This is a genomic window from Micromonospora chokoriensis, assembly GCF_900091505.1.
In the GTDB taxonomy this organism is placed as follows: Bacteria; Actinomycetota; Actinomycetes; order Mycobacteriales; family Micromonosporaceae; genus Micromonospora; species Micromonospora chokoriensis.
In genome coordinates this window covers 4,052,366-4,079,101 of the sequence record NZ_LT607409.1, presented here as the reverse complement: position 1 = coordinate 4,079,101, position 26,736 = coordinate 4,052,366, and the positions used below count along the sequence as shown (strand labels likewise).

Here is a 26,736-nt window from a genome sequence, read left to right as displayed (position 1 = left end):
GCTCGCGATAGGCGTCGAGCCTGAGCGCTCAGGCGATGCCCTTGCGGCGGCGGATCATCTGGTATGCCTGCCGGCGGGCGAACTGGTTCAGTTGCGAGCGCAGGCTGTCATCGTCCAGATAGCGCTGCATCAGCTTGCCGTTGTCGTCGTGGCGGGACAGGATTACGTCCTCGATGCGCTTGTCGCAGACAACACCGAAGTTGCTCTCGTCGTTGACCATCGCGGCGGCTTCGAGGGTGCCGTCCTCGGCGAGCGCGACGATCTGCTGCTCGACCCAGACCTTGTCCGACTCGCCCAGACCGATGCCGAACCGGTCGTTGAACGCATCGATCAGCTCGGACAACACGACCTTCTCCAGGTCGCGCTGCCCGCCCGCTGCCCCGCCGAGGAAACCCGGCAGCATCTGCTCGCCCTCGGGCGACAGCGACGCGTCATGTTCGCCGGTCTTGCTGACCCGCAAGTGGGTCAGCTGCACCTCACCGATGTCGACGCTTGGATCCTGCCGGCGGGGTAGCCGGTTTAGCAGTGCCCGCCCGTACAGATAGAGCCGCTCCAGGTCCTCGTCGTGGTACGGCACGACCTGACTGAGGAACGCGTACATCCGGGTGTAGTCGCGCAGCGCGGCCCGGAAGGTGTCCGCGGCCTCGGCGTCGTCGGCGGCCAGGGCGTTGAAGCGCTGCACGGCCGGCTCCGTGAAGCGGTAGAGGGCGCCGTGTGCCCGCTGAAGTGCGGTGTCGCTGGTTGCCTTCTGCTCGGTGGCGAGCAGAGCTTCGACGTACGCCTGCATCTCCGAGTTGACCAGGACCGGGTAGGCCGTCACCCCGTTTTGGGCGGTGTAGAGCAGGTTGGGGTCCGTGGGGGTGGTGGCGGCGGTCTCGAAGTACGGCTTGAACTGCTCGGCGATGTCGCCGGCCTCGTTGACGAAGTCGAGGACGAAGACGTCACCCTGCGCCTTGAGCGGGTGGGTCCGATTGAGCCGGGAGAGGGTCTGCACCGCGGCTACGTTCTTGAGCAGCTTGTCCACGTACATCGTGGTGAGCAGCGGCTGGTCGAAGCCAGTCTGGTACTTCTCGGCGACGACCAGGATCTTGTACTCGACGTCCTGCTTGGCCTTGGGCGTGCCGGCATGCTTGTCGTCGGCGGAGGTGTAGGCGAACCGCTCGGGCAGCTCGCCCTCGCTGAACCCGTTGCTCCGCGCTTCGGTGTGCTCGACGCCGTCAACCTCAAGGTCGCCGGAGAAGGCGACCAGGGAGTCGCAGCCGACGTAGCCCTGCATCTCGACGTACTTCTTGATGGCGGCGTGTAGGCGGACGGCGGCCTCGCGGGTGCTGGTGACGACCATGGCCTTGGCGCGGTTGCCCAGGCGCGGCGCGGTGTGCTTCCGAAAGTGCTCGACGATGATCTCGGCCTTCTGTGCCTGCATCGTGGGGTGCAGACTGGCGAAGCGGGCGAGCTGGGCACCGGCCTTTTTCGGATCGACCTCGGGGTCGTCGGGGTTAGCGTTGGCCAGCTTCCAGTACGACTTGTAGGTCAGGTAATTGCGCAGCACGTCGAGGATGAAGCCCTCGTCGATGGCTTGCCGCATCGAGTACGTGTGGAACGGCTGCGGGTTGCCGGTGACCGGGTGCGGCGTGCCGAAGAGCTCAAGGGTCTTCGGCTTCGGCGTGGCGGTGAATGCGAAGTACGACAGCGTCTCGTGCCGGCCCCGGGCCAGCGCCGACGCGGTGAGCAGGTCACCCGACTCGTCCACGTCGTCACTGCCGAGCTTGAGCAGCACCTTCTTCAACGCCGCGGCCGAGTCACCGGACTGCGACGAGTGCGCCTCGTCGACGATGACCGCGAACCGCTTCCCGCGAAGCCCCTGCACCTGGTTGAGGATGTAGGGGAATTTCTGCATGGTGGTGATGACGACTTTGGCCGTCTCGCCCTGGAGGGCGGCGGCGAGTTGTGCGGAGTCCTTGTCGATCCGCTGCACCACGCCCGGCACATGCTCGAACTGGAAGACGGTGTCCTGCAACTGCCGGTCCAGCACCACCCGGTCGGTGATGATGATGACCTTATCGAAGACCGGCTCGTTGAGGCGCAACCCCTTGGCCCGAGCGTCATCATCTAGCGCGGGCGCGGTGTGCAGGCTGGAGAGCCGGTGTGCCAGCCAGGCGATGGTGTTCGACTTGCCCGACCCGGCCGAGTGCATCACCAGGTAGTTGTGGCCTGATCCGTTGCGGGCAGCGTGATCGGTGAGCTGTGTGACCGCATGCCACTGGTGGTAGCGCGGGAAGATTAGCGCCTTGGATTCCTTGTCGGTGTGCAGGAACCGCCGGATTAGGTCCATCCACGTGTCCGGTTGCCAGATCTGCTCCCAGAGGTAGGAGCTTCGGTAACCGGATGCGCCAGCCGGCGGGTTGCCGGCACCGCCGGAGACGCCCGGCCCGTCCGACCCGGTGTTGAAGGGCAGGAACCAGGTCTTCTTCCCCGCCAGCTTCGTCGTGACGAAGACCAGGTCGGGATCCACGGCGAAGTGCACGAGGGTACGCCGAGCGAAGAGCAGTTCCTTCGGGTCGCGGGTCTCGCGGTACTGCTTCTTGGCATCCTCGACGGTCTGGCCGGTGAGCGGGTTCTTCAGCTCGGCCGTGGCGAGCGGGATGCCGTTGACGAAGAGGACCAGGTCGAGGGTGTTGTTGTTGCTGGTCGAGTAGGCGAGCTGGCGGGTGACGGTGAGGCGGTTGGCGCGGTAGAGCTTCAGTGCGTCGTCTGTGATGGCGTGGGCGGGCTTGAAGTAGGCGAGCCGGATGAGGACGCCCTTGTCCTTGACGCCACGGCGGAGGACGTCCAGGGGGCCGCGCTCGTCGATCTGCTTGGCAAGGTGCTGGGCGAAGTGCCGCTGCGCCTCGTCGGGGTTGTTCCCGTGGTAGGCCAGCAACTTGGCCCACTGGTCCGACTGAGTCGCCCCAATGAATGCGAGTAGCTCAGCGGTATCTAGCCCCATCTGACGAACATAGTTGCTGGCGGTCCCGAGCGACCACCCAGAATCGGAAACTGCACGCTCTATACCGGCCTCAAAGGCGCGCTCGCGATCGGCCGCAACCACCAAAGCCACCTCCGTATCCCTGCTCGGATCCCGCGCCCGGAGAGTATTCCGCAGCGCTCACGAAGTGAATCACTCGAGGATTCCCTTTTCCATCGCTACGCGCCGGATCTGCGCGAGCGGTACCCAGCCACCACTCGCTTCGATATACCAAAACGTCCAGCCATTACAAGATTGACGACCGAGAACAGAGCTACCAGCATTCGATAGCGAGTCGAAAACACGTCCATCTTCCAACGCGATGCGGCCATCTCTTACAATCTGCGCTTCGTACCTGGAACCCTTGCTGGTTCCGACGATCCTTGAACCTCTAGAAACGAAACCATGCTGAATAAGCTGCGCCAAGGTTACCTTATAGCTTGCACGACTGCGACGTCGCTGAGGCGGGATCACGACTGACGGCGGCCGGAAGCCGAGCTTTTCGATATCCCACACACGCTCACATAGAGCGCGGTACAAATGTGCGCGCTGCTTGATAGCAGATACATCAAAACCAGTGGCATACGAGACGAACTGTGACTCTAGTCCCGCAGTCTTGAGGAACTGAACGAAGGAAGGATTGCGTCGATAGCAGAGGGCGTGAAGCGAGGCAGCAAGCAGGTTACGCTGCCGATAAAACTCTAGCTTTACATCGTATTTATCGGCTCCGAAGCTGGCATTGTCCGACTTAGAAAGCAGTAGCAGCCCACCGATGTTGTTCCTCCATCTTTGAAACTGCCGCTCATTGGGTACGTCTGCGCTCTGATGCCGTTCAAACTTGTTCGCCCAAATATGTTCCACCTCCCAAGGCACGCCGTCAACGGAGCCAAGGTATCGAGCCACCTCGTTAGGCCTGCCGCTACTCGACTCAACATAGGACGTCAGCCTCGCAAGGAGGTATCGAACTTGACGCCGATTATCCTGGAGAGCAAAAGAGGGAATAGCAGAGAAATCTGGCTCTATTGCGGCGGCTTCCCGGCCCAAGAGCTCCCGAAGCTCGCCTACGGTCGAAGATCTTCGGACAGCCGGCAGCAACCGGTCTGCTTCATCAAAGAAGTCTTGGGCTTGGACTGACATGTTATTTACGGCTCTGCGGATGTACAACAAATCTAGGTAGCTAGATATTAGCGATGCTTTGGCGAGGAAGAGTTCGTTTGTATCGCTAGGATGGATGGCCGCCATGATGAGCGGCAGTTGGGCAGATACGCCATTCATGGCGTTGAAGAAGACCGCGCCCAAATCGGGCGTGTAACGAGCCGAGGCCATCAGCAACTCTTCGTGGCGCCGCGCAAGTGGTGCCACTACCTGGTTGACGAACGCCCGAAAGTCTTCACCCCGCCTCAGCCCGATGCGCTCGCGGTTCTCGCGCACCCATTCGTGAAAAGCTTGATCAATGTGATCTGCATCGCCCGAATCCACCTCTGCGTACCTTGAACGCAGCAGAACCTTGAAAAAGTCGTTCGGCACCTGCGCGCCGAACACGCTCAATCGCGTCAGCATGTCCCGCCATTCCGAATTCAAATCGGCTTGGCCCTCTTGAGCGTTCGATAGGAGGAAGCTCTTAAGGAGATCCAAAGGCGTCAGCCGCGCGCCTCGGTCATTCATGGTCTCAAAGATCTCCCAGCCGTGGTCGCGGTCATAGGCTGAGATCTCCACCATGAAGACCCGATCGAGCAACCAGTCGGCGAAAAATGGCAGGGCGTCGTCGCGAAGGTCGTTGGGAAAGTCTTCTGTGAGGTCCTGAGCCCGGTCCCACAAATTTCGCACCGAAACTGGCGTTCCTGCGGTTGCTTCAAAGGATTGCCCGTTCCGGAGCGCCTCCAAACATGCATGCCGCTCCGGCACGTCGATCGTATACTCTCGACGACCGACGGCATAAGTGCTTACGAGCTGACCGACCATAGTTGCTGTGTCGGCCTCCCCCTGGTCAACCAATAGGCGCTGCATGAGGATCAGGAGAAGATGCAGAGTGGTGAATCGCTGCTGGCCATCTACAAGGTTCCTTACAGCTCCGGAGGGATAACATACGAAAGATCCCAAGAAGTAGGGGCGGTATCCAAGAATAGCAGATCGATCGTGATTGGGACGCCACTCAGCAAGAAACCGCCTTGAGAGATCGGACAATAGCTCTTGCGTGTGACTACGTTCCCACGAATACTCACGTTGATAATGCTCAAGCCCGTACCTTTTACCAAACAGCTCTCGAACGCTGTATCCGCGCCCGTCAATACCAACCACGTTCATCTCGGTCACTACGTTCCCCGTCATTCTTCACCAATGCAGCCAGGCCATCGAGACGCGCTCCGCCTAGTCGGAATCAGACATACCTGTGGCGGCGGCGATTACGGAACGTCGCTTCTCCGCAAGAAGCTCGACTTGCCGACGACGGAGGGCCGCATGTGCATCGATTTCGCGAATTTGCTCGTCAAGTTCAGCGACGATACGTTTCTGCTCGTCAAGCGGAGGTAACTGAAAGGGCAACTGACGCACCCGGTCCGCACCCAGGTGAAAGATATTCGCTCCGCCGGCAATCGAGGCTAGGAGGCCCGAAGAATGCGCTCCGCGCGCCCACCACGCCAAGTATCGACCATCAACTACGTCAGATCTTGGGCGGAGACGCAGAAGCGTATTCTGGAAGCAGACCGTTCCAGGGATTTCACCCTGCCAAACAGCAGAGGAGCCAACAACAGAGCGGCTGCCACTACCCTCCGTCATTAATACGTCACCAGGCAACAGCCTGAACACCACCTGTTCGCCAGGATCGAAGTTCATCTCAAGTACGTCCGATAGATCGAGCGCGCCGTCTTTTACATTCGCCGCCCTGAGGTAGGCGGTCATGTGGGGACCTGCTGCATGCTGAGGCGATCGCTGCCGCCCCAGACTGACTTCCGCAACCGCTCGAAGCGCTGTCAACTGCCATGCCATAGTTTAGCCAACCCCACCCAAAAGCACCTTGATCTCCGATTCCACCTTCGCAATCTCGGCATCTATCTCCTTTACTGACCGGGGAGGCTTGTACGAATAAAAGTAGCGGGTCATAAGTATTTCATACCCAACTTTTGTCTTGCTGTGATCAATCCAAGCGTCGGGATCATGCGGCAGCACGTCACGAATCAGGTAGTCCCGAATATCCTCGACCAGCGGGACGTTCTCATAGTCGCGCAGACCCGTATCCGGCAGCGGATTGCCCTTCCGGTCGGTCTGCACCTCCCCAGCCGGGTCGCTGACCGAGAACGCCTCCCAAACCGCCTTCTCCACTGCTGCCGGCAGCTTCCCCAGCCCGTTGAGCTTCATCGCGAACTCGGCCCGACTTCTGGACGACGTTCCGATCAGCGACTTCGCCGCCGCAAGCAGCGATTCCTGCTCCCCGTACTTCAGAACGGCCTTCACCTCGGAAACCCGTGCGACCGTCTCCTCGGTGACCTCGAAGCGCAGGCGTAGCGGGCGCTCGACGGTGATCCGCTGGTAGCCGAAGTCGGTGGTGGCGAAAACCTTGACCTTGGCGTGCTGCGGGTGTTCCGGTTCTTCGGCGATGGCCAGCGCGTTCACGTATGCCTGGGTCAGCTCTGCGATGTGGTCATCCGTGAGCATCTTGCGCTTGTCGCCTAGGCTCTTGCGCATTTTGGTCCAGTAGTCGCGGCCGTCGAGCAGCACAACCTTGCGTGCTTGGGCCGGGTTCTTGCGGTTGGTGAGGATCCAGAAGTACGTGGAGATGCCGGTGTTGTAGAAGAGCTGGTCGGGCAGCGCCACGACGCCCTCCAGGAGATCCTTCTCCAGGATCCAGCGGCGGATTTCCGACTCCCCCGACCCGGCCGCGCCGGTGAAGAGCGGCGAGCCGTTGAAGACGATCGCGAGCCGGCTGCCGCCGTCCTCGGGGCGCTTCATCTTCGAGATCATGTGCTGGAGGAAGAGCAGCGAGCCGTCGTTGATCCGGGGCAAGCCGGCACCGAACCGGCCAGCGTGGCCTCGAGCCGCCTCAGCCTTGATGACGGGCTCGACCTTCTTCCACTCGACACCGAACGGCGGGTTGGCCAGCATGTAGTCGAAGCGCTCGTCCTCGTGGCCGTCCTGGCTGAAGGAGTTGCCGTAGGCGATCTTCGTCGGGTCGCCGCCCTTGAGCATCATGTCGGAGCGGCAGATCGCGTACGTCTCGCCGTTTAGCTCCTGGCCGTACACCTCGACGGTGGCGTGCGGGTTGTGCGCCTGGATGTGGTCTTGGGCCTCGCTGAGCATGCCGCCAGTGCCACAGGCCGGGTCGTAGACCTTCCGAACGATGCCCGGGGTGATGAGTTCATCCTCGTCGGGCGCGAGGAGCAGGTTGACCATCAGCTTGATGACCTCGCGCGGGGTGAAGTGCTCACCCGCGGTTTCATTGCTGATTTCAGAGAAGCGGCGGATCAAGTCCTCGAAGACGTAGCCCATCTGGTGGTTGGAGACCACCTCCGGGTGCAGGTCGACGTCGCCGAACTTCGCAACCACCTGATAGAGCAGCCCAGCCTCTGCGAGTCGGCTGATCTGAGTGTCAAAGCCGTACTTCTCCAGCACGTCGACCGCGCCCGGCGAGAAGCCGCCGATGTAGGCACGCAGGTTGAGTGCGACGTGCTCCTGGTCTCCAAAGGACGTCTTGAAAGACCGCTTGCTGGTGTTGTAGAAGGGCAGCCCGGCCGTCTTTCGCAGCACCGGGTCCATGTTCTGCACGCCCATGTCCTTGAGCTGCTTGTGCCGCGCGAGCACCGCATCCTTCGTCGGTTCCAGCACGCAGTCCAGCCGACGCAGCACGGTCAGGGGAAGGATCACCCGGCCGTACTCGGACTGCTTGTAGTCGCCGCGGAGCAGGTCGGCGACCGACCAGATGAAGTTCGCGAGCTCTTGGTGCTTGGTACTCACCAGTTTCCTTTCGATTGCCTTAAGTCAGGAGTATTGCCGCTGGTCCGCGTCGTCGGGGTCCCCCACTCGGTGGAGATGATCAACCGAGTGTCAGCGGGTCGTCGCTGGCGGAGGGTTTGCGTCTCGCTAGGTTCGCGAGCATGAGTCGGCGTGTGACCATCTCTGTCCCTGATGACGTGGCGCGCGGCTGGATGAGCTCCGGCCCGCCAGGTTTCCGCCTATGTCACTGAAACACTGCGCCGCCGTCGGATATCCGACGACATTCCGGCCAGACTGCAGGCGAGTGGGCAAGGCGGTCCCGGGTCATCTCGTCGCGTCCGGCCGGATCGATCCACGCGCCAACCCGTCGGCGGTCAGCTGCGCCAGCTCCGCCCCGAGCGTGGCAGCCTGCCGGATCGCCGACTCGAAGGCGTCGAGGCGTCGGAAGGCGTCGCCATGAACTCGCTGCTCGTCCAGCGACAGGCGCCGCACCTGCGCCCGTCGGATGTCGAACCGCATCGTCCCCGACAGGCTCGACGACTGTTTCTCATTGGCCGACGTCCGCAGCTGACCAGCCAGGAACCACGGATCCAGTGCCGCAGCGTTCGGCCGCAGGAGATAGAGATTGCGCCCCAGAAGCGCCCCTTCAGCGGTCACCACCCGCGCGGTGAGCTGCCGCGCGATCATCGGCACCACCACGTCCCCGACAGCCAGGGGAATCTCCTGCCCGAACCGATCATCGACGCGCCCGGACGCGTCTAGTCCGGCGAGCACGTCCTGAACGGTGAGCACAGGCGGCCCGTGGGGTGCTGGTGTGGACGTGCCGGCACGGACCGGGCCGATCAGTTGGAGAGCGCCGGTCTTCGCTAACTCCCCCACTGTGAGGAAGAGACCGTCCGGTCCGTCGGGCGCGGTTGTGACCTGCGGCAGCAGTCCCGGCAGCTCGCCGACGATGGCGGCGAGTCGTTCTCTGGTGCGTGCCAGATGCTCGCCCGATGCCTCGCCCACGACGGCGGGTTGCCGGCGTGCGGGGGTGAGGTCGACGTCCTCGTCGAGCAGCTCGATGACCGGGACCGCACGGGCGAAGCCGGCCTCCTCGACGTCGCCGTCGGGCGCGTCGGCGAAGTCCCGCCACGCGGCCAGCACGCGGGGCCCGGTGTCGGTCAGGTCGCCGCCGGCGGCGTCGATCAGTAGCGCCCGCGCCGGTGGCGGTGCGTCCGTCGCGGCGCGTCGCAGCACCCACAGGTGCAGGGGTACGCCGTGCGGTGCCGCCACTCCCGGTGGGAGCGCGATGACAGCGCGCAAATGACCTCGGCGGAGCAGTTCGCCGCGGATGCGTTTGCCGGCGCGGCGGCTGGCGACGGTGGGTGGCATCAGCAGGACGGCGTGCCCGCCGACGCGCAGGTGGGCCAGGGCGTGCTGCACCCAGGCCAGCTCTGGTTCGGTGCGGGGTGTGGTGCCGACGATCCAGCGGGGGTCGTGGCCGAGTTCGTCGTCGCCCCAGTTGGTGGCGCCGAACGGTGGGTGGCAGACGACGGCGTCGACGGCGCGGCCGGCGAAGGCGTCGGCGCGCAGCGAGTCCCCGGTGCTGACCTCCCCGGGTACGTCGTGCAGGGCCAGCCACAGCCCGGCGAGCCGGGCCAGGCCGTCGTCGAGCTCCTGCCCGTAGACCGAGGTGCTGCCGGCGCGGACGGCGGCCCGCAGGATGGCGCCGGAGCCGGCGGCTGGGTCGAGCACTGAGCCGCCGCCGACGTTGGCGAGCCCGATCATCAGGTCGGCGAGGTCGTCGGGTGTGGCGAAGGGGCGGCCGGGGCCTGGTGCGGAGAACCGCTGCCACAGCTCGTCGAACGCGCCCTGCGGGCCCAACTCGTCGGCGAGTTCGACGATGTCGGTCATCAGGGGCGCGAGGTGGGCGTCGGGCTGGCCGGTTCGAGATCCGCGCTGTCGGGCCAGGAGGAAAGCGCCGACGGCGGCGAGGCCGGCGGCCGGGGTCTCGCTGGCCGCGGCGAGGTGTCGCCAGAGCCGGTCGGCGGTGGCCAGCTCGGGGAGCTTGCCCTGGGCGCGTAGCCACTGCTCGACCTGGATCAGGTCGAACTCCGGGCTCGCCGTCGTCCCGCCCACCGGGGCAGGGAAGTCGGGGTGCCGTTTACGCCAGTTGCTGACCGCGGCGCGACCGACGCCGGCGAGCCGGGCGATCTCCGCTGCCGTGATGGTCGGGTTCTCCTGCACGCCGAAAGCTTCGCACATCTGTCAAGCACGAGATTGTCTGTTGACACAGTTGTCGGACGATGCTCTTATTGACCCCGCAACGCTCACAACAGGAGGACAACGATGCGCAAGACCACCACTCTCGCTCTGCTCGCCACCGGCCTCATCGCCCTGGGCTGCGGCTCCGGTGCCGCCGACAAGGCGAACTCCAGCGGTGACGAGGGCGGCGTCAAGGCGGGCAGCTCCACCGACGACAAGGGCGACGCCAAGACCGAGGAGAAGCCGGCGACCGCCAAGATCGGGCAGCCGGCCCGGGACGGGAAGTTCGAGTTCACGGTCAAGTCGTCCAAGTGCGGCGTCGCCAAGGTCGGCAGCTCCCCGCTCGACCAGAAGGCGCAGGGCCAGTTCTGCCTGGTCACGGTCAACGTGAAGAACATCGGCAAGGAAGCGCAGATGTTCGACGGCAGCAGCCAGAAGGCGTACGCGGCCGACGGCACCGAGTACTCCGCCGACACCGGCGCGGCGATCTACGCCAACAAGAACGCCGAGACGTTCCTCAACGACGTCAACCCCGGCAACCAGGTGACGGGCGTCGTCGTCTTCGACATTCCGAAGAACGTCAAGCTCACCAAGCTCGAGCTGCACGACTCGCCGTTCTCCGGCGGCGTCGACGTCACCCTCAGCTGACCTCTCCCCCGTAGCCCGGGGCGGGTCTGGACGATCCGTCCCGGCTGTTCACACAGGACAGTCAGCCCCGTAGATCGTCTTGACCGCCTCTGGCTGACTCGTCTGCGTCATCAGCTCCACAGCGTCTGACTCCCACCACGCGTCCGACTGGCCCTGGGCCGCGGACCTCCCTGCCGTACGGCACCATCACCCGGACCATCCACCTGCGCCCCACGGTCCGCTCCTCCGGCGCGCTCCTCACCACTGCCCTGCTGGCCACGGCACTCGCGGGCTGCGTTGACGACGGCCGCCCCACCACGCGGCGAGTGGCGCCCCGCCCGTTGAACCGAAGCACCGACATCCACCGCTCCCCCGGGCGGGCCGACCAGCCGTCGTCCCGCGGACACCACACGCCTGGAGACGACAATGACCGAGCCTCCGCAGCCCACCACACCCCTGATCGACCTGATCTTCGACCGGCTCGCCAACGACGATGTCCCGACCGAGACCGCCGAGCTCGTCCTCGCCGCGCTGACCAGCGACGACGACCTGACCGCGGCGCTCGCCGGCACTCCCACCCGGCTCGACCCGCGCTCCCCCACCGACGACGGTCCGGCGGAGCGCATCTGGTTGAAGTCGGTGACCGTCGCCGGGTTCCGTGGCGTCGGCCCGGAGCGGACCCTCCAGGTCGACCCCGGTCCGGGCCTCACACTGGTCGTGGGCCGCAACGGCTCCGGCAAGTCCAGCTTCGCCGAGGCCGTCGAGCTCGCCCTGACCGGTGACAGCGCCCGGTGGGCGGACAAGACGAGCGTCTGGCGTACGGGGTGGCGCAACCTGCACAACCCGGACCCGTGCTGGGTCGACGTGGAGCTGCGCGTCGACGGGGTGGCCACGCCGACCCGGGTGCACCGGGCCTGGCCGGTCGGGGCCGAGCTGGCCGATGCCGAAGTGACGGTCACCAGCGCCCGGGGGCGGCACACCGGCCTGTCCGAGTTGGGTCTCGCCCGCCCTTTGGAGCTGTACCGGCCGTTCCTCACCGCCGCCGAGCTGGGCAAGCTCGCCGCCGGCACGCAGAGCCAGCTCTTCGACGCGCTCTTCGCGATCCTCGGGCTGGACGCGCTCACCGACGCCGACCAGCGTCTGCTGCGCGCCGCCCGGCCGCACGACACGACCATCAAGGAGGTACGCGGACAGCGTGCCGCCCTGGCCAACGCGCTCAGCGACATCGCCGACGACCGGGCCCGACGGACCGCCGCGCTGCTGCGCGGGCGGGGCGCCGTCGACCTCGGCGCGGTGACGGCGATCCTCGACGAGCCGGACGAGGCGACCACCGACCGGGAGGTGCTGCTCTGCCGGGAACTCGCCGACGTCGCCCCGCCGCCGGTCGACGAGGTGACCCGGCTGGCCGGTCAGCTGCGGGAGGCTGCGGGCGAAGCCCTGCGGTACGACGGTGACCGGTCCCGGGCCGCGTTGCGCAGCGCCGAACTGCTCCGCCTCGCCCTCGAACACCACGAGGACGAGGGCGACGGGTCGTGTCCGGTTTGCGCTACCGGCACCCTCGACGGTGGGTGGCGTGCCGCCGCCGCTCAGTCGCTCACCGAGCTGCGGCAGCGCAGCGTCGCCGCCCAGACGGCGACAACTCGGCTCACCGCTCTGCTGCGGCAGGCGCACCACCTGATCGAGGACCTCGCGGTGCCCGAGAGCCCGGGGTCGGAGACGTCGGTCGACGCGCTGCACGACGCCGTTGCCGCGCTTCGGCGCGTACCCGGAAAGCCTGCTGACCTGGCTGACCACCTCGCCGCGCGGTACCCGGCGGTGGTGGCGGCGGCGGACGCGGCCCGCGCGTACGCCGAGGGGTTCCTGCGGCAGCGCGACACCGGTTGGCGGGCCGCGGCGGCCGACGTGCGCGAGTGGGTGGCCGCCGCCGACGGGCTTGCGGCGCGGGAGGCGACAGTGGCCCGGTTGAAGGCCGCGCGCGCGTGGCTGAAGGGCGTCGGTGCGGAGATCCGCAACGAGCGGGTGGCGCCGTTCGCCGGGCACTCGCAGCGGATCTGGGCGCAGCTGCGGCAGGAGAGCAACGTCGAGCTGGGTGCGATGACCCTGGAAGGGGTGAACACCCGGCGGCGGGTCGTGTTCCCGGTCAGCGTGGACGGCGCCGACAACGGCACCGCGCTGGGTGTGATGAGTCAGGGTGAGATGCAGGCGCTCGGGCTGGCCACGTTCCTGCCGCGCAGCTGCGCTCCGGAGAGCCCGTTCCGGTTCATCGTCGTCGACGACCCGGTGCAGAGCATGGACCCGTCGAAGGTGGACGGTCTCGCCCGGGTGCTCGCCGAGTTGGCCGAGGACCGGCAGGTGGTGGTGTTCACCCACGACACCCGCCTGCCCGACGCGGTCACCCGGCTCGGCCTCGGCGACGCCCGAATCATCGAGGTGACCCGGGCGGAGCAGTCGGTGGTGACGTTGCGGCCCGGCTCCGACCCGGTGACGCGCTACCTGGACGACGCGCACGCGTTGGCGCGCAACGACGAGATCCCCGCCGAGGTACGCGGGCCGGTGGTCGCCGAGCTGTGCCGCTCCGCTCTGGAGGCGGCCTGCCACCGGGCGGTGTGGCGGACCCGGGTGGCGCGGGGCGTCCCGCACGCCGACATCGAGGCGGCCATCGAGGACGCATCCCGGCGGGTCGCCACCACCGTCGCTCTGGCGGCGTTCGACGACGCCGAGAAGGGCGGCGACGTGCTCGGCTGGCTCGGCCGCCGGCACGGACGACGGGCGGTGAACGCCTACCAGGCGTGTCGGGAGGGCGTACACGGGGCGTACCTGGCGGACCTGCCCGGACTCGTCGCGGACGTCCGCCTCCTCGCGGCGGCGTTGTCGTGACCGCGCCGACGCCGCAGCGCTGCCTGGCTGCGGCCGACCAGTTGTTGCGCGGGTCCGGTGTGCTCGGTGCCGTGGCGGTGAGCGCCGGTTGGTGGCCCCGGGCCTGCGCCTGCCTGATCCGGCTCGCCCTCGAAGGCGGCATCGACGCCTACTGGCGGCGGGTGAAGCCGACGGTGGCGGCGTGCCGGCAGGGCCGTGCGAAGCAGTTGATGCTGCGCGGTCGGCTCGGCCCGGGCACCGAGACCGCCCGCCGGGCGGCGTTCGCCTGGGCGAGCCTCTCCGCCGCCACCCACCACCACTGCTACGACCTGGCCCCCACGGCGGCGGAGCTGCGGCGGCTGCACACCGAGGTGAGCACCCTGCTCGCGCGACTTGAGCCGCCTGCAAAGACCGGACCGCTGACCCCGCCCCGCCGCCAACTCGTCACCTGATGTCTGGGCGAGCAGGTCAGCCGAACAGGGCCAGTGGCTTATGGTGATAAACCGGACGCCCGGTGGGCGGCCGGGCCGTGGATTGCCCGCTGTTCAGTCGAGGGGTGGACCGATGATCGATAACGCCCGCGACGTCGACGACTGCTGAGATGGACTGGGCCGGATGGGCGTTGTTCGGGTTGGTCGCCACCGCGGCGCTCACCGCGGCGATGATCACCGCCCAGCTGGCCGGTCTCACCCGGCTCGACCTTCCTCTGGTGCTCGGGGCCTTCCTCACCGGAGATCCCGACCGGGCCCGGGTCGTCGGGTTCTTCCTCCACCTCGGCACCGGTCAGGGTTTCGCCCTGGGGTACGCGGCCACGTTCGCGCTGTTGCACCGCGCGGACTGGTGGATCGGGGCGCTGCTCGGGATCGTGCACGTCGGGATCGCGTTGACGGTGATTCTGCCGCTGCTGCCTGGTGTCCACCCGCGCATGGCCTCGCAGCGGGCGGGGCCGACCAGCACGGCGGTGTTGGAGCCGCCCGGGCTGTTCGCGCTCAACTACGGCATCCAGACCCCGCTGGTCACGGCTGTCGTCCACCTCGTCTACGGGGTCTGTCTCGGGCTGCTCCTGCAACCCAGGTGACTCGTGACTGACCGGCCGAAGATCAGCGACTACGGTCTGCTGGGCGACACGCGTACGGCCGCCCTGGTGGCGAGTGACGGCGCTATGGACTGGCTCTGCGTACCGCGCTTCGACGGCGATCCCCTGTTCGGCCGACTGGTCGGGGGCCCGGACGCCGGAACGTTCCGGGTCGGCCCGGCCGGGCCGGCCACCGTCGTCGAACGGCGGTACCGGCAGCACACCGCCACCCTGGAGACCACCTGGGCGGTGGGCGGCGGCCGGCTGCGCCTCACGGAGGCGATGGTGGCCGAAGTCAGCGGTCGGCTGCTGCCCACGACGCTGATCGTGCGACGGCTGACGGCGGAGCAGGCGACCGTCGACGCGGTCGTGGAATTCGATCCCCGTCTTGGCGTACGGCACCGTCGGCCTCGGGCGCAACACCGACGCCACGGCCTCGTCTGCGAGTGGGGGGCGCTCGCGGTCGCGCTGAACAGCACTCCCGCGTTCAGAGTCGAACCGGGTCGACCCCTCGCGATCGTGGTCACGCCGGACCGTCCGGTCACTCTCGTCCTGGCCGTGGCCCACCGCGAACCGGTGATCCACGTCGAGCCGACGGCCGCGTGGGACCTGCTCGCCGAGGACGAGGCGCGGTGGCGGGCCTGGGTCGCGGAGATCGACGAGCGGCTGCCGTTCCGGGACCACGTCGTGCGAAGCCTGCTCACCTTGCGGTTGCTGACCTACTCGCCCTCCGGAGCGCCGGTGGCCGCGCCGACCACGTCGTTGCCCGAGGAGCCAGGTGGGGTACGGAACTGGGACTACCGCTACGTCTGGCCCCGTGACGCCAGCATCGGCGTCAGCGCCTTCCTCAGCGTCGGCAAGTCCGACGAGGCACGTCTCTTCCTCTCGTGGCTGCTGCACGCCAGCCGGTTGCAGCGGCCACGCCTGCCGGCGCTGCTCACAGTGCACGGCCGGCATGTGCCGACGGAACGGGAACTGCCCGGTTGGCCGGGCTACCTCGACAGTCTTCCGGTGCGCTCGGGCAACGACGCCGCCCGCCAACACCAGCTCGACGGGTACGGCTGGGTGATCGACGCCGCCTGGGCGTTCGCCCAGTCCGGACACCGCCTCTACGCCGAGACGTGGCGGGCGGTACGCGGCTTCGCCGACGTGGTCGCCCGCTGTTGGCGGGAGCCCGACGCCGGTATCTGGGAGGCCCGGGAGCCCGCCCAACACGTCCACTCCAAGCTCATGGGCTGGCTCGCCCTGGACCGCGCCCTGGCCATCGCGGACACGCACCCCCTGCGGGAGCGGCAACGTCGACGCTGGCAGGAGGCCCGGGATGCCATCGCCGGTGAGGTCCGCACGCGCGGCTTCGACCCGACGGTGGCTAGCTACGTCCGCACCTACGGGTCCCCGGATCTCGACGCGGCGCTGCTCGTCCTGCCGCTGCTCGGTGTGGACCCGACCGATTCGCCCCGGGTACGCGGCACCATCGACGCCATCCGGGAGCGACTGTCCGCCGGCGGCCCGCTGCTCTACCGCTACCCGCCTGGACGGGACGGGCTCCCCGGCACCGAGGGCGCTTTCCTGCCCTGCTCGTTCTGGCTCGCGCAGGGGCTGGCCAGCACCGGGCGTCGCCGCGAGGCCGTCGAGCTGTTCCAGGCCGTTGTCGATTACGCCAGCCCACTCGGTCTCTACGCCGAGGAGGTGGATCCGACGACGGGTGCCCACCTCGGCAACTACCCCCAGACGCTGACGCACGCCGCGTTGATCCAGGCCGCGCTCGCCATCCGGGACGCCCCCACGCGGGTAGGGTTCCGATCATGACGATTCCCCATCTGACGGCTGCCGACGGCACCGCCCTGCCGGCGATCGGGCTCGGCACGTACCAGCTGAACGGGTCGGCGGGCGTCGACGCGATCGGACACGCCATCCGGGCGGGTTACCGGTTGCTCGACTCGGCGGTGAACTACGAGAACGAGGGCGCGGTCGGTCGGGCCGCCCGTTCGGCGGGTGACGTGCGGGACGAGGTGATCGTCACCTCGAAGCTGCCGGGGCGGCACCACCGCTACGACGAGGCGCTGACCACCATCGAGGAGAGTGTCTTCCGCACCGGCCTCGACCACGTCGACCTGTACCTGATCCACTGGCCGAACCCCAAGGAAGACCTGTACGTGCAGGCGTGGCGGGCGCTGATCGAGGCGCGCGAGCGCGGTCTGGTGCGGCACATCGGGCTCTCCAACTTCCTGCCGGAGCATATCGAGCGGCTGGTGGCCGAGACCGGGGTGGCCCCGGTGGTCAACCAGATCGAGGTGCACCCGTACTTCCCGCAGCAGGAGGCGCTCGACTACCACCGGGAGCAGGGGATCCTGGTGCAGGGTTGGAGCCCGCTCGGCCACGGCAACGACCTGAAGCGGCACCCCGTCATCGTGGAGATCGCGAACGCCCACGGCGTCAGCCCGGCGCAGACCATCCTGGCCTGGCACGTGGCCCGCCAGGTGATCCCGCTGCCCAAGGCCGCGTCGCCGCAGCGGCAGGTCGAGAACCTCGACGTCTTCGGCATCACGCTCACCGACGCGCAGGTCGAGGCCATCACCGCGCTGGGCCGCCCGGACGGTCGGCTCTCCGATCAGGACCCCGCGGTGTACGAGGAGTTCTGACCGACCCACCGCACCGAATGGTCAGGGGGTCGGGAGAGCATGGGGCGTGCTCGACGGACTTGACGACATCGACTGGGCGCGGCTGGGCCACGCCTACGGGGCGGCCGACGACGTGCCCGGCCAACTGCGCGCCCTGCTCTCCCCCGATCAGGCCACCCGGGACGAGGCCCTGGGCGACCTCTACACCAACGTGTTCCACCAGGGCACCCGGTTCGAGGCGAGCGCGTACGCGGTGCCGTTCCTGCTGGAGATGCTCGGCGATGCGGCCACCCCGGATCCGGCGGCGGTGCTCGGGCTGTTGAGCGCCCTGGCCGTCGGGTACGACGAGGGTGTCCTGCCGGAGGGTTTCCCGGTGGCCGAGTACCGCCGGGCCGCCGAGGGTGGCTGTGAGCTGCTCGCGGCCAAGCCGCCGCCGTGGACCGGCGAGGACGAGTCGAAGAAGGAGTACGTCGAGTACCTCTACGTCGAGTCGCTGTCCGAGGCGGATCAGGGCCGGCTGTGGGCGTACGTGGCGTTGGCGACCTATGACGCGGTGCGGGCCGGGGTTCCCGTGATCCGCGCCCTACTGGGTCACGCCGATCCTGATGTGCGCCTGTTCGCCGCGTACCTCCTGGCCTGGTTTCCGGAGGAGGCCGACGGCAGCGTGTCCGCGCTGGCCGGCGCGGTGGACGCCGCCACCGGCGTCGCGGCGCCGCCCGGCGAGGTGGCCACCATCCTGGTGTCCATGGGGCTGCTCGGTGCCGCACCGGACGTCCGGTGGTTGACCGATGCGCGCCCGCTGGTCCGTTGGGCCGCCGCCGTCGGTCGGGCGCGGGTGCTCGGCGCGGCGGCCGACCCGGCGACCGTCGCCGAGGTGGTGGGCTGGGCGTCGGCGGCTTCCGGCGAGGCCCCGGCCGAGCCGGTGGACGGTGAGTGGGTGCCGTTCCTGGATGGCGACCTGGGCGGGTACGCGGCGCTCGCCCTGCGGCAGCTCGGTCCGCAGCACGCCGACCGTGCGTTCGACGCGCTGCTCGAACGGTTGCCGACCGTCAGCGGCGAGCGGTCGTTGACGTTGTTGGGGGTGGCGCTGCCGCTCGCGTTCCCGGACGGCCCGGCGACGGCGGGAACACCTGTCGACGCCCTCACGCCCCGACAACGTCGGCTCGCCGAGGCCCTGGGCCGCTCGACCGCGCCCTGGCTGCTCGGCGGTCGGCAGTTCGGCAACGTCACCGAACTGGTCGGCGGCTACGGCCTTCCGGGGGCCCACGATGACATGCGCGCCTACCTGGCCCGTGCGGAACAGGGGGGCGAGACCTCACCGACGAGCAGCGGTGGCCGGTGTGGTGGGCACGGTCCGTCGGGGTCCACGCGCCACGACGTAGACGAAGAGGATGGTCATGAGGGCGACCCCCGCCCACATGGCGTGGTGCCAGCCGTCGACGAATGACTCCTGAGCGGCGCGAACGAGGGCGGGCGCCCGACTGCCGGCAGCGTCGGCGGTGGCGATGGCGGTGGCGATGCCGTCGCGGGCGGTGTCGGCGGTGTCGGTGGGGACGGTGTCGGTGGGGACGGTGTCGAGGCGGGCGTCGATGGCGGTGCGGTAGCCGGCGGTCAGGACGGCCCCGAGCAGAGCGACACCGAGGGCGGTGCCGAATTCCCGGGTGACGTCGTTGAGGGCGGACGCGACGCCTTGACGTTCGCGGGGCAGAGCGGAGGTGATGGCCTCGGTGGAGGGAGTCTGGGTCAGGCCCATGCCGAGTCCCATGGCGAGCATGCCGGGCAGGATCGCCTGGTAGCCGCCGTCGACGGAGACGAGGGTCGCCATCAACGCCAGGCCGACGCCGCCGAGCAGGATCCCGGTCGCCATCGTGGCGCGGGCTCCGGCACGGGCGGCCACCCGGGGAGCGAGTCCGGAGGCGAGCATCATCATCGCCGCCATGGGCATGAGCGCGAGGGTGGAGCGCAGACCGGACCAGCCGAGGACGGCCTGGAAGTAGGGGAACAGCACGACGAAGATTCCGGCCTGGACACCGAACAGTGTCAGCAGTGCCAGCGAGCCGCTCGCGAGGCGTCGGTCGCGGAACAGACGCACGTCGAGCAGGGGTGCCGTCCGGCGCAGTTCCCAGGCCACGAACCCGATGGCGGCGACGACGCCGATAAGCAGGCTGGCCAGGGTGACGGGTGAGGTCCAGCCGTTGACCGGGCCTTCGTGCAGGACGTAGATGAACGCGACGACGGCGACCACCGACGTCAGTGAGCCCGCCAGGTCGAAGCGGTGCGGTGACTCCTCGCGGGAGTTCGGGACGGCGCGCAGGGCCATGGCGATGGCCGCGGCCACGAGCACGACCGGCAGCAGGAACAGCCACCGCCAGTTCGCCCAGTCGACGAGCACCGCCGACAGGTACATGCCGAGGATGCCGCCCCCGCCGGCGACGCCGGTCCAGACACCGATGGCCTTGGAGCGTTCCTCGTCGGGGAACGTCGAGGTGATGACGGCCAGGGTGACCGGCATGATCATGGCAGCGCCGACGCCGGAGAGCAGCCGGGCGGCGATCATCATCTCGGCTGAGGTGGCCAGGCCGGCCGCCGCGCTCGCTACGCCGAACACGGTCAGGCCTGCAAGCAGGATCGGTTTGCGGCCTACCCGGTCGCCGAGGGCGCCGAGCGGGAGCAGCAGCGCGGCCAGGCTGAGGGTGTAGATGTTGATCATCCAGAGGACGGTGCCCTGCGAGGCGTCGAACGCGACGGCGACCTGCGGCTGGGCGACGTTGAGCCCGGAGACCGAGGCGATGACCGCCATCAGGGCGATGCACACCGCGATCAGGATCGCGCGGCGCCGGCGCGGGTCGTGAATCGTCGCGCCGGGGACGCTGACGCTCGGGGATCTGGTGGGGGCAGTCATGCGCAGGTTCCTTCCAGAGGGCCGCGATGGGGTACGGCGCCGGGGTGGATCGACTCGATCCTGAGCAGGCCGGCGACGATGCGCAAAATTTCTTGCCGAATGGCAAAATCACGGCATGGACGAGAACTTTGACCGCACCCTCGACGCTGTCGGCCCGCGGCTGAAGCAGCTACGGCAGCGCCGCAACATCACCCTCACCGACCTGGCCGAGGAGACCGGCATCTCCACCAGCACGCTCTCCCGACTCGAAGCCGGCCTACGGCGCCCCACGCTCGAACAACTGCTCCCGCTCGCCCGCGCCCACAATGTCACCATCGACGAACTCGTCGACGCCCCACTGACCGGCGATCCCCGCATCAACCTGCGCCCCATCGCCGCCGGCGACGGCTCCACCATCCTGCCGCTGACGCGCAGGCCCGGCGGCATCCAGGCCTACAAGTTCGTCCTGCCCACCGGCGACGACAATCGCGTTCCCGACCTGCGCACCCATGAGGGCTTCGACTGGGTCTACGTCCTCAACGGCACCCTGCGTCTGGTCCTCGGTGACGACGACCTCACCCTGCAACCCGGGGAGGCCGCCGAGTTCGACACCCGCACCCCCCACTGGTTCGGCGCCACCAGCTCCGGGCCCGTCGAATTCCTCAGCCTCGTCGGCAGACAGGGCGAACGCGCACACGTACGCGCCAGCCGCACGCTGTCATGACGCAGGAACCCGTACCGTGCCACCCGGACCAGGAACGATCCGGGTGGCACGGCGTTGCTCAGACGAGCCCGCCGAGTGACAGGTCGCTGATGCTGTCCCTGCCGTTCTCGACGTGGCCCGCGGTGGGCGAAGTCGGGATCGCCGGCGGCGACGGTCAGGTCGTACCAGCCGTGGGTGCGGGAGAGCTGCCAGCGCGCGCGCTGCGGGTGTCCCGGCCGCAGCGACAGCGTGACGGGGCGGGAGTGGTAGTCGCCGTCGCGCCCGGGCGATCGTCGCCACCGCCGCGGCGGTGGCGACGATCGCCCGGGTGACCGGTCGTTCGATCAGCTACGTCGAGGTGACCCCGGAGGAGTACCACGCGGAACTGCTCGCCGAGGGTTGTCCGGAGGAGACGGCCTCGGCGCTCAACCTCCTCTTCGCCGGGATGCGCACCGGCCATCTCGCCGAACCCGCCGACGGTGTACGTCGGGTGCTCGGCCGGGACGCGCTCGACTTCGACAGCTACGCCGTCCGGGCGGCGGCGGCCGGCGCGTGGTCGTAGTCAGCCTGGTCACGGCTCCGGAGGTGCGGAAGCGGCGTAACGGGTGATCTGCCCGCATACCGCGCGCACCCCGACGTACCGTGAGATCGTGGCGACGAGAGACGTACTCACCAAGGCTGACCTCGCTGAACTGCGCCGCTCGGCGCTCGGGACGGCCAACCCGCTCGGTGTCGCCGCCGACCTCGCGGAGGCGGCTGAGCAGGGCCGGCTGGAGGACCCGGACGACGCCGGGGACGCCCTGACCCTGGCCGCCGAGATCGCCGAGATCCGGGCGCGGCCCGAGGCGGCCCTGCGCTACGCGGAGCAGGCCGTGGCGGCGTACCCGTCCGGCGACGACCCGCGAGCCGGGTTCGCCCGGGCGCTGCGGGCCCGCGCGCTGTTCCGGGCCGGCGGTCAGGACGACGAGGCGATGGCGGAGTTGACCGCCCTGCGCCCGTTGCTGCTCACGCAGCCCGACGCCCCCGCCTACGTCAGCGCGGCACTGGACGCCGCTGGTCGTTCGGCGATCGCCGAGACGTGGCTGAGCGAGGCTGTCGACTCCGTGCTCGGCGAGCGTGCGACCGGCACGGCCACCGACGCCGCCGTCGACCTCGGTCCGCCGGACGCGCCCGGTGTGACCTTCTTCCTCCTGCAACAACGGCATCGGGTACGCCGAAACCTCAACCTGCCGCACGACCGGCAGGACGACCTGGCGGACCGACTGGAGACCCAACTCGTCCGCCGGGCCGGTGAGCGCCGGGACGCCGAGTCGGACCTGCTCTTCTGGCCCCGGGCCGAGTTCGACACGTTGATCTCCGAGCATCCCGCCCTCGCCGAGGTGTACGGCCCGGACTGGGACGCGCACCGGGGCCGGTTGGAGAAGGAGCTGGTCCGGCTCAGGAGCGCCGGTCAGGCCGGGCTGGGCGTGTTCGGCGCGACGGTGGCCGGGCTGACCGCGTTCGCCGGTCGACGGGACGGCGACCCGACCGACGCGGGCGTCCGGGCGGGGTACGCGGCCGAGGTGTCGGCGCGGCCCAGTGCGCGCATCCCGTGGCCACCCGAGCGCAACGACGCCTGTTGGTGCGGCTCCGGCCTGAAGTACAAGAAAGACTGCCTGCCGCGCTCCCGGAGCTGACCAGCACAGCGATCGCCCCTGCGGCGGCCGACGAATGCTGGATCGGCTGACCGGGATGATCCTGGTCGGCCTCGGCGTCCGTGCGGCGACGACCTGAGTCCGCGGTGACCGTCGCGGCCCGGTGCGGCGCGGCGGCCGGGACGGACGCCGGCGGCAATCTTGGGGAGTGACACGTCCGGGTGGTACCGATAGCGTCCATTGCCGGACGATCGACGTCCGACCGATGTGAGGAGACGCCGATGTTCGAGGAGTTCATGGGCATCCCCGCCCATCCGCTTGTGCTGCACGCCGCTGTCGTGTTCGTGCCGCTGCTGGCGCTCCTGACGATCGGCTACGCGCTCGTCCCGCTGATCCGGCCGCACACCCGTTGGGTGCTGGGGCTGCTCGCGGTGGGTGCGCCGATCGCGGCCCTGCTGGCGAAGCTCACCGGCGACGCCTTCTTCGAGCGCATGCGCGCCGCCAACCGGGTGACCCCCGAGTTCCTGCCGACGCTGGAGACGCACCAGGAGTTCGGCGACATCACGCTCTGGGCCACGATCCTGTTGGGGATCGTGGCACTGGCGCTGGTCTGGTTCGTCGCGCCGAGGGCCGCCGAGGCGGGCGCCGACGGACGGCCCTCCCGACCGCTGACCCTCGCGTTGCAGGTGCTGTCGGTGATCGCCGCCGGCATCGCCGTGTACTACGTGATCCGCACCGGCGACTCCGGCGCGAAGGCGGTCTGGGAGGGTCAGTGACGGTGCGGTGTCGGCCCGGCCGGAGCCGGGCCGACACCGTGTCGACCGTCAGCCGGCGCGGTACGCCCTGATGATGGTCTGGTCGATCCCGCTACCGCCGTTGGCGGTGGCCTTCACCCGCAGCGAGACGGCCTGCCCGGTGGTGGCCTTCGGCAGCGCGACCCGGTAGCTGTCGCCGCTCCCGGTGACCCGGGCCGACGTCCAGGTGCCGCCGTCGTCGGTCGAGGTCCAGACCTGGAAGGACGTCACCTTCTGCGTCTTCACACCGTGCGCCTGCCGGACGGCCAGCTCGGCCGTTCCGTCGACCGGGTGGTTGTCGTGGTCCATCGGCAGGGCGTAGTCGACGGCGAGCAGCGGCAGCGGCACGCTCCCGGTCCCGTCGGGGCCGGCGGACCGGAACGTCCACGAGGTGTTGACCTTGGTCGAGATCGGCAGGATCAGACTGGTGTCGACGTCGAAGGTCAGCCGGTAGTCGGCCATCGCCTGCGGCACCGTGAAGTCGGCGACCGGCCGGTCGCTCTGCTCGACCAGCTTGCCGTTGCGGTACAGCGACAGCGTGCGCTTCACGCCGATCGCCTCGCCCTGCAGGCAGTCGGCGCGCTGGTGCTGGTCGGTGAGCGTCACCATGTCCAGGTGCAGGTTGCCCCGGGTCCGCGACGGCGCGGTGGCGCAACTGGACTCGGCACCGGCCAGGTCGTCGTACCAGTCGGAGTGCAGCGGCTGCCGTGCCCAGACCTTGGACTGCCGGCTGCCCGGCCGGTACTGGCGCGGCGCCTCCATGGCCGCCAGTCCACCGTAGACACCCTGGTCGGCCCAGACGATCTCCGGTGAGAGGTACGACGTCCGGCTCGGCGGCATGACGCCCTCGAAGGTCTGGGTCACCGGCACCCCGTCGGGAGTCTCGCCGAAGCGGACGAACGTGGTGTACATCTCTGGCGAGTCGGCCTGGTGGAACCGCTCGTCGATGCGGGCCAGCCGGGCCTGCTCCGCCCTGGTCACCCGGAACGACGGGTCGGCCGGCACACCGTCGGCGTACTCGCGCACGATGTTGTAGCGGTACGGCTTCGCGGTGCCGGCCGGCGAATCCATGTTGACCGCCGCCCAGGTGCGCCGCGATCCGATGGTGGGCTTCGGGACCGCCACGCTGCGGATCGCCGTCGCCACACCGAAACCGCTGATCTGGTGCCACCACGGCAGGCCGTTCACCGCGGTCTGGAAGGTGGTGAGGTCGGTCCGGGTGGTCGTGGTGGCCGCCCCGTCGACGGTCGCCGTGACCGGCCGGGCCCGCGCCGGGTCGAGGGTCACGCTCCGCGCGGCGTGCACGTCCAGGTCACCCGCCGCGGTGAGGGTGCTCTCCTGCACGTCGCTGTCGACGTAGTAGGCGACCGACGCACCGAGCACCGAGTACCGGCCCGCCGGCACCCGCAGGGTGAGCGTCTCCCCGGGTGTGCCGCCGCCCCCGCCGTAGAACAGCAGGGGATCGGTGAGGTTGGCGACCATGACGTTGATCCAGGTGTCCGCGCCGTCCCGGAGGCCGGGCATCGGCTTGGTGCGGATCGTCAGGTCGTAGCTGGGTGGCTCGACGTAGAAGCTCACCGGTGTGGTGGCGACCAGTTTGCGGCCGGTGCGGGCGGTGACGGTGGCCAGGTAGAACCCGGGCCGGGCGGCCAGCGCCGCGCGGTTGATCCGCACCGTCGCACCGGCGGTCGCGCCGCGCTTGAGGGTGACCCGGCTCGTCGACAGCGACGCCGCGCCGCGGGGCACCGGCTGGCCGTCGTGGTTGACCACCGTCACGTCGAGGTCGAGGACGGCCGTCGAATCACCGGTCCAGGTCAGCTTCGCCTCACCGGTCCCCGACTGCGGGTACGCGAACGTGCCGACGTTGACCACCGGCTGGTCGCTGGTCGGGCCGCCGAGGGCCCGGGCCGCGTTGAGCCGGCCGGCTCCGACGGCGTACGCGTCGACGCCGGTCAGCGGGTCGGCCGCGCCGACGAGTGCGGCCTTGAGCTGCTGGCCGGTCCAGTCCGGGTGGCGCTGGGCGAGCAGCGCGGCGGCGCCCGCCGCGTGCGGGCTGGCCATCGAGGTGCCGCTGATCGCCTCGTAGTGCTTGTCGATGGGGTCCTGCAGGTTGGTGCCGGCGGCCCGTGCGGCGACGATGTCGACGCCGGGCGCGACCAGCTCCGGCTTGGCCGCGTGGCTGTTCACCAGCGGTCCGCGGCTGGAGAAGTCGGCGAGCTTGTCGTCACGGTCGACGGCGCCGACGGTGAGCGCGCTGGCGGCCGACCCGGGCGAGGAGATCTGCGCGCCGTTGTTGCCGGCGGCGATGACGAACAGCGTGCCGGTGGACCTGCTCAGGCCGTCGACGGCGAGCGAGAGCGGGTCGTTGCCGTCGTCGGCGTCGCTGCCGCCAAGGCTCATGTTGATGACGTCGGCGCGGGGGGCGGCCCACTCCATGGCCGCGATGATGCCGGAGTCGTCGCCGTAGCCGTGGTCGTCGAGGACCTTGCCGATCAGCAGCGTGGCGTCGGGCGCGACACCGCGACGCTGGCCGTGTGCGGCGGCGCCGGTGCCGGCGATGGTCGAGGCGACGTGCGTACCGTGGCCGTTGTGGTCGACGGCGTCGCCGCCCTCGGTGGTGAAGTCGGCCCGGTCGGCGACCCGCCCGACCAGGTCCGGGTGGGTGAAGTCGGCGCCGGTGTCGAGCACCGCGACGGTGGTCCCCTTGCCGGTGTAGCCGGCCTTCCAGGCGTCCGGCGCGGCGATCTGGCCCAGGTTGCGGTCCAGGTCGGCGTGCTGTCCGCCGCCGGTCAGCGCGGTGGCGCGGACCTTGCGGTCGAGCCAGATCTTCTTCGCGCCGGCGAGCAGCGAGGTGGTCGCCAGCTTCGCGGTGGCCGGGCTCTTCTTGGGTACGCGGCCGGCGACCGCGCCGATGCTGGGCAGCGGCAGCACGTCACCGAGCGCGGCGACCCGGGCGGACGCGGTGGCGGGCTGCACGATGAGCGGCAGCTCGGCGGAGTTGTCGTCGTCGTACCCGTCGGCGATCAGCGTGGTGACGTCGAACAGGTCGGGGTCGAGGACCGGGCCGACCTGGGACGCGACGCGGGCGGGGACGACGTGCAGGTGACCGTCCGGGCCGCAGCTCTGGTTGATCACCGCGTTCTCGTCGACCGGCCGGATCGTGGCCTGCGGGCAGCCCGAGCCGTTGCTGCGGACGGTCACCACGTCGCCGGTCAGCAGGGTGACGGTGTGCGTCCTGCCGTCGGTCGAGGCGGCGGGTGCGCCGGGTCGGTCGATGCCGCCGGCTGTGGCCGAGCCGCCCGGTAGGGCGGTCAGCGTCGTGGCCGTGACGGCAACCGCCATCAGCCACCGCGTTCTCCTGAGCATGG

Annotated in this window: 17 protein-coding genes; 10 read left to right on the top strand and 7 right to left on the bottom strand. The window is 69.0% G+C overall.

Annotated features, from left to right (window positions below; translation table 11 throughout):
- Window positions 1-28 precede the first annotated feature (28 nt).
- The 5 genes from GA0070612_RS18880 to GA0070612_RS18865 all read right to left on the bottom strand — a co-directional run bounded on the left by GA0070612_RS18880 (window position 29) and on the right by GA0070612_RS18865 (window position 10,159).
- Window positions 29-2,986 (bottom strand): type I restriction endonuclease subunit R, encoded by a 2,958-nt coding sequence (locus GA0070612_RS18880; protein WP_088989111.1) that lies wholly within the window; start codon window positions 2,984-2,986, stop codon window positions 29-31.
- A 171-nt stretch (window positions 2,987-3,157) separates the two neighbouring features.
- The gene (locus GA0070612_RS18875) at window positions 3,158-5,308 is read right to left on the bottom strand and encodes a GmrSD restriction endonuclease domain-containing protein (protein ID WP_231924663.1); all 2,151 of its coding nucleotides are present in this window, start codon (window positions 5,306-5,308) and stop codon (window positions 3,158-3,160) included.
- A 63-nt stretch (window positions 5,309-5,371) separates the two neighbouring features.
- Window positions 5,372-5,902, bottom strand: a complete 531-nt coding sequence (locus tag GA0070612_RS31520; protein WP_157742543.1) for a restriction endonuclease subunit S — start codon at window positions 5,900-5,902, stop codon at window positions 5,372-5,374.
- Between the two features lie 90 nt (window positions 5,903-5,992).
- Window positions 5,993-7,951, bottom strand: coding sequence for a type I restriction-modification system subunit M (locus tag GA0070612_RS18870; protein ID WP_231924253.1), 1,959 nt, complete (start codon window positions 7,949-7,951; stop codon window positions 5,993-5,995).
- Between the two features lie 303 nt (window positions 7,952-8,254).
- The gene (locus GA0070612_RS18865; protein ID WP_088989108.1) at window positions 8,255-10,159 is read right to left on the bottom strand and encodes an N-6 DNA methylase; all 1,905 of its coding nucleotides are present in this window, start codon (window positions 10,157-10,159) and stop codon (window positions 8,255-8,257) included.
- A gap of 102 nt (window positions 10,160-10,261) precedes the next feature.
- Here GA0070612_RS18865 and GA0070612_RS18860 point away from each other — a divergent pair, with 102 nt between their 5' ends.
- The 6 genes from GA0070612_RS18860 to GA0070612_RS18835 all read left to right on the top strand — a co-directional run bounded on the left by GA0070612_RS18860 (window position 10,262) and on the right by GA0070612_RS18835 (window position 17,377).
- A complete protein-coding gene (locus tag GA0070612_RS18860) occupies window positions 10,262-10,825 on the top strand; it encodes a DUF4352 domain-containing protein (RefSeq protein ID WP_088989107.1) in 564 nt (187 codons plus the stop codon).
- A 405-nt stretch (window positions 10,826-11,230) separates the two neighbouring features.
- Window positions 11,231-13,681, top strand: a complete 2,451-nt coding sequence (locus GA0070612_RS18855; RefSeq protein ID WP_088989106.1) for an AAA family ATPase — start codon at window positions 11,231-11,233, stop codon at window positions 13,679-13,681.
- Window positions 13,678-14,112 (top strand): hypothetical protein, encoded by a 435-nt coding sequence (locus tag GA0070612_RS18850; RefSeq protein WP_088989105.1) that lies wholly within the window; start codon window positions 13,678-13,680, stop codon window positions 14,110-14,112. Before GA0070612_RS18855 ends, GA0070612_RS18850 begins: the two co-directional genes overlap by 4 nt.
- 149 nt (window positions 14,113-14,261) lie before the next feature.
- Complete coding sequence (locus tag GA0070612_RS18845) at window positions 14,262-14,738, top strand: hypothetical protein (protein ID WP_088989104.1); 477 nt, start codon at window positions 14,262-14,264, stop codon at window positions 14,736-14,738.
- Window positions 14,739-14,741: 3 nt separating this feature from the next.
- Window positions 14,742-16,544, top strand: coding sequence for a glycoside hydrolase family 15 protein (locus tag GA0070612_RS18840; RefSeq protein ID WP_197699189.1), 1,803 nt, complete (start codon window positions 14,742-14,744; stop codon window positions 16,542-16,544).
- Window positions 16,541-17,377, top strand: a complete 837-nt coding sequence (locus GA0070612_RS18835; protein WP_088989103.1) for an aldo/keto reductase — start codon at window positions 16,541-16,543, stop codon at window positions 17,375-17,377. The genes GA0070612_RS18840 and GA0070612_RS18835 overlap by 4 nt, the downstream gene beginning before the upstream one ends.
- 1,294 nt (window positions 17,378-18,671) lie before the next feature.
- Here GA0070612_RS18835 and GA0070612_RS18830 read toward each other — a convergent pair.
- Window positions 18,672-20,258: an MFS transporter gene (locus tag GA0070612_RS18830; protein ID WP_088989102.1), complete on the bottom strand. Its 1,587-nt coding sequence runs from the start codon at window positions 20,256-20,258 to the stop codon at window positions 18,672-18,674.
- Between the two features lie 115 nt (window positions 20,259-20,373).
- Between GA0070612_RS18830 and GA0070612_RS18825 the strand changes: the two genes are divergently transcribed.
- The 4 genes from GA0070612_RS18825 (at window position 20,374) to GA0070612_RS18810 (ending at window position 23,350) form a co-directional block, all read left to right on the top strand.
- Window positions 20,374-20,961 (top strand): helix-turn-helix domain-containing protein, encoded by a 588-nt coding sequence (locus GA0070612_RS18825; protein ID WP_088989101.1) that lies wholly within the window; start codon window positions 20,374-20,376, stop codon window positions 20,959-20,961.
- A gap of 307 nt (window positions 20,962-21,268) precedes the next feature.
- Window positions 21,269-21,502 carry a Rossmann-fold NAD(P)-binding domain-containing protein gene (locus tag GA0070612_RS18820; protein WP_197699188.1) on the top strand — a complete coding sequence of 78 codons (234 nt, stop codon included), beginning with the start codon at window positions 21,269-21,271 and terminating at the stop codon, window positions 21,500-21,502.
- An 88-nt stretch (window positions 21,503-21,590) separates the two neighbouring features.
- Window positions 21,591-22,616, top strand: a complete 1,026-nt coding sequence (locus tag GA0070612_RS18815; RefSeq protein ID WP_231924252.1) for an SEC-C domain-containing protein — start codon at window positions 21,591-21,593, stop codon at window positions 22,614-22,616.
- 239 nt (window positions 22,617-22,855) lie between these two features.
- Window positions 22,856-23,350 carry a DUF2231 domain-containing protein gene (locus GA0070612_RS18810; protein WP_088989099.1) on the top strand — a complete coding sequence of 165 codons (495 nt, stop codon included), beginning with the start codon at window positions 22,856-22,858 and terminating at the stop codon, window positions 23,348-23,350.
- A gap of 48 nt (window positions 23,351-23,398) precedes the next feature.
- Here GA0070612_RS18810 and GA0070612_RS18805 read toward each other — a convergent pair whose 3' ends face one another.
- On the bottom strand, window positions 23,399-26,734 hold the full coding sequence (locus tag GA0070612_RS18805; RefSeq protein WP_231924251.1) for a S8 family peptidase: 3,336 nt from the start codon (window positions 26,732-26,734) through the stop codon (window positions 23,399-23,401).
- Window positions 26,735-26,736 lie beyond the last annotated feature (2 nt).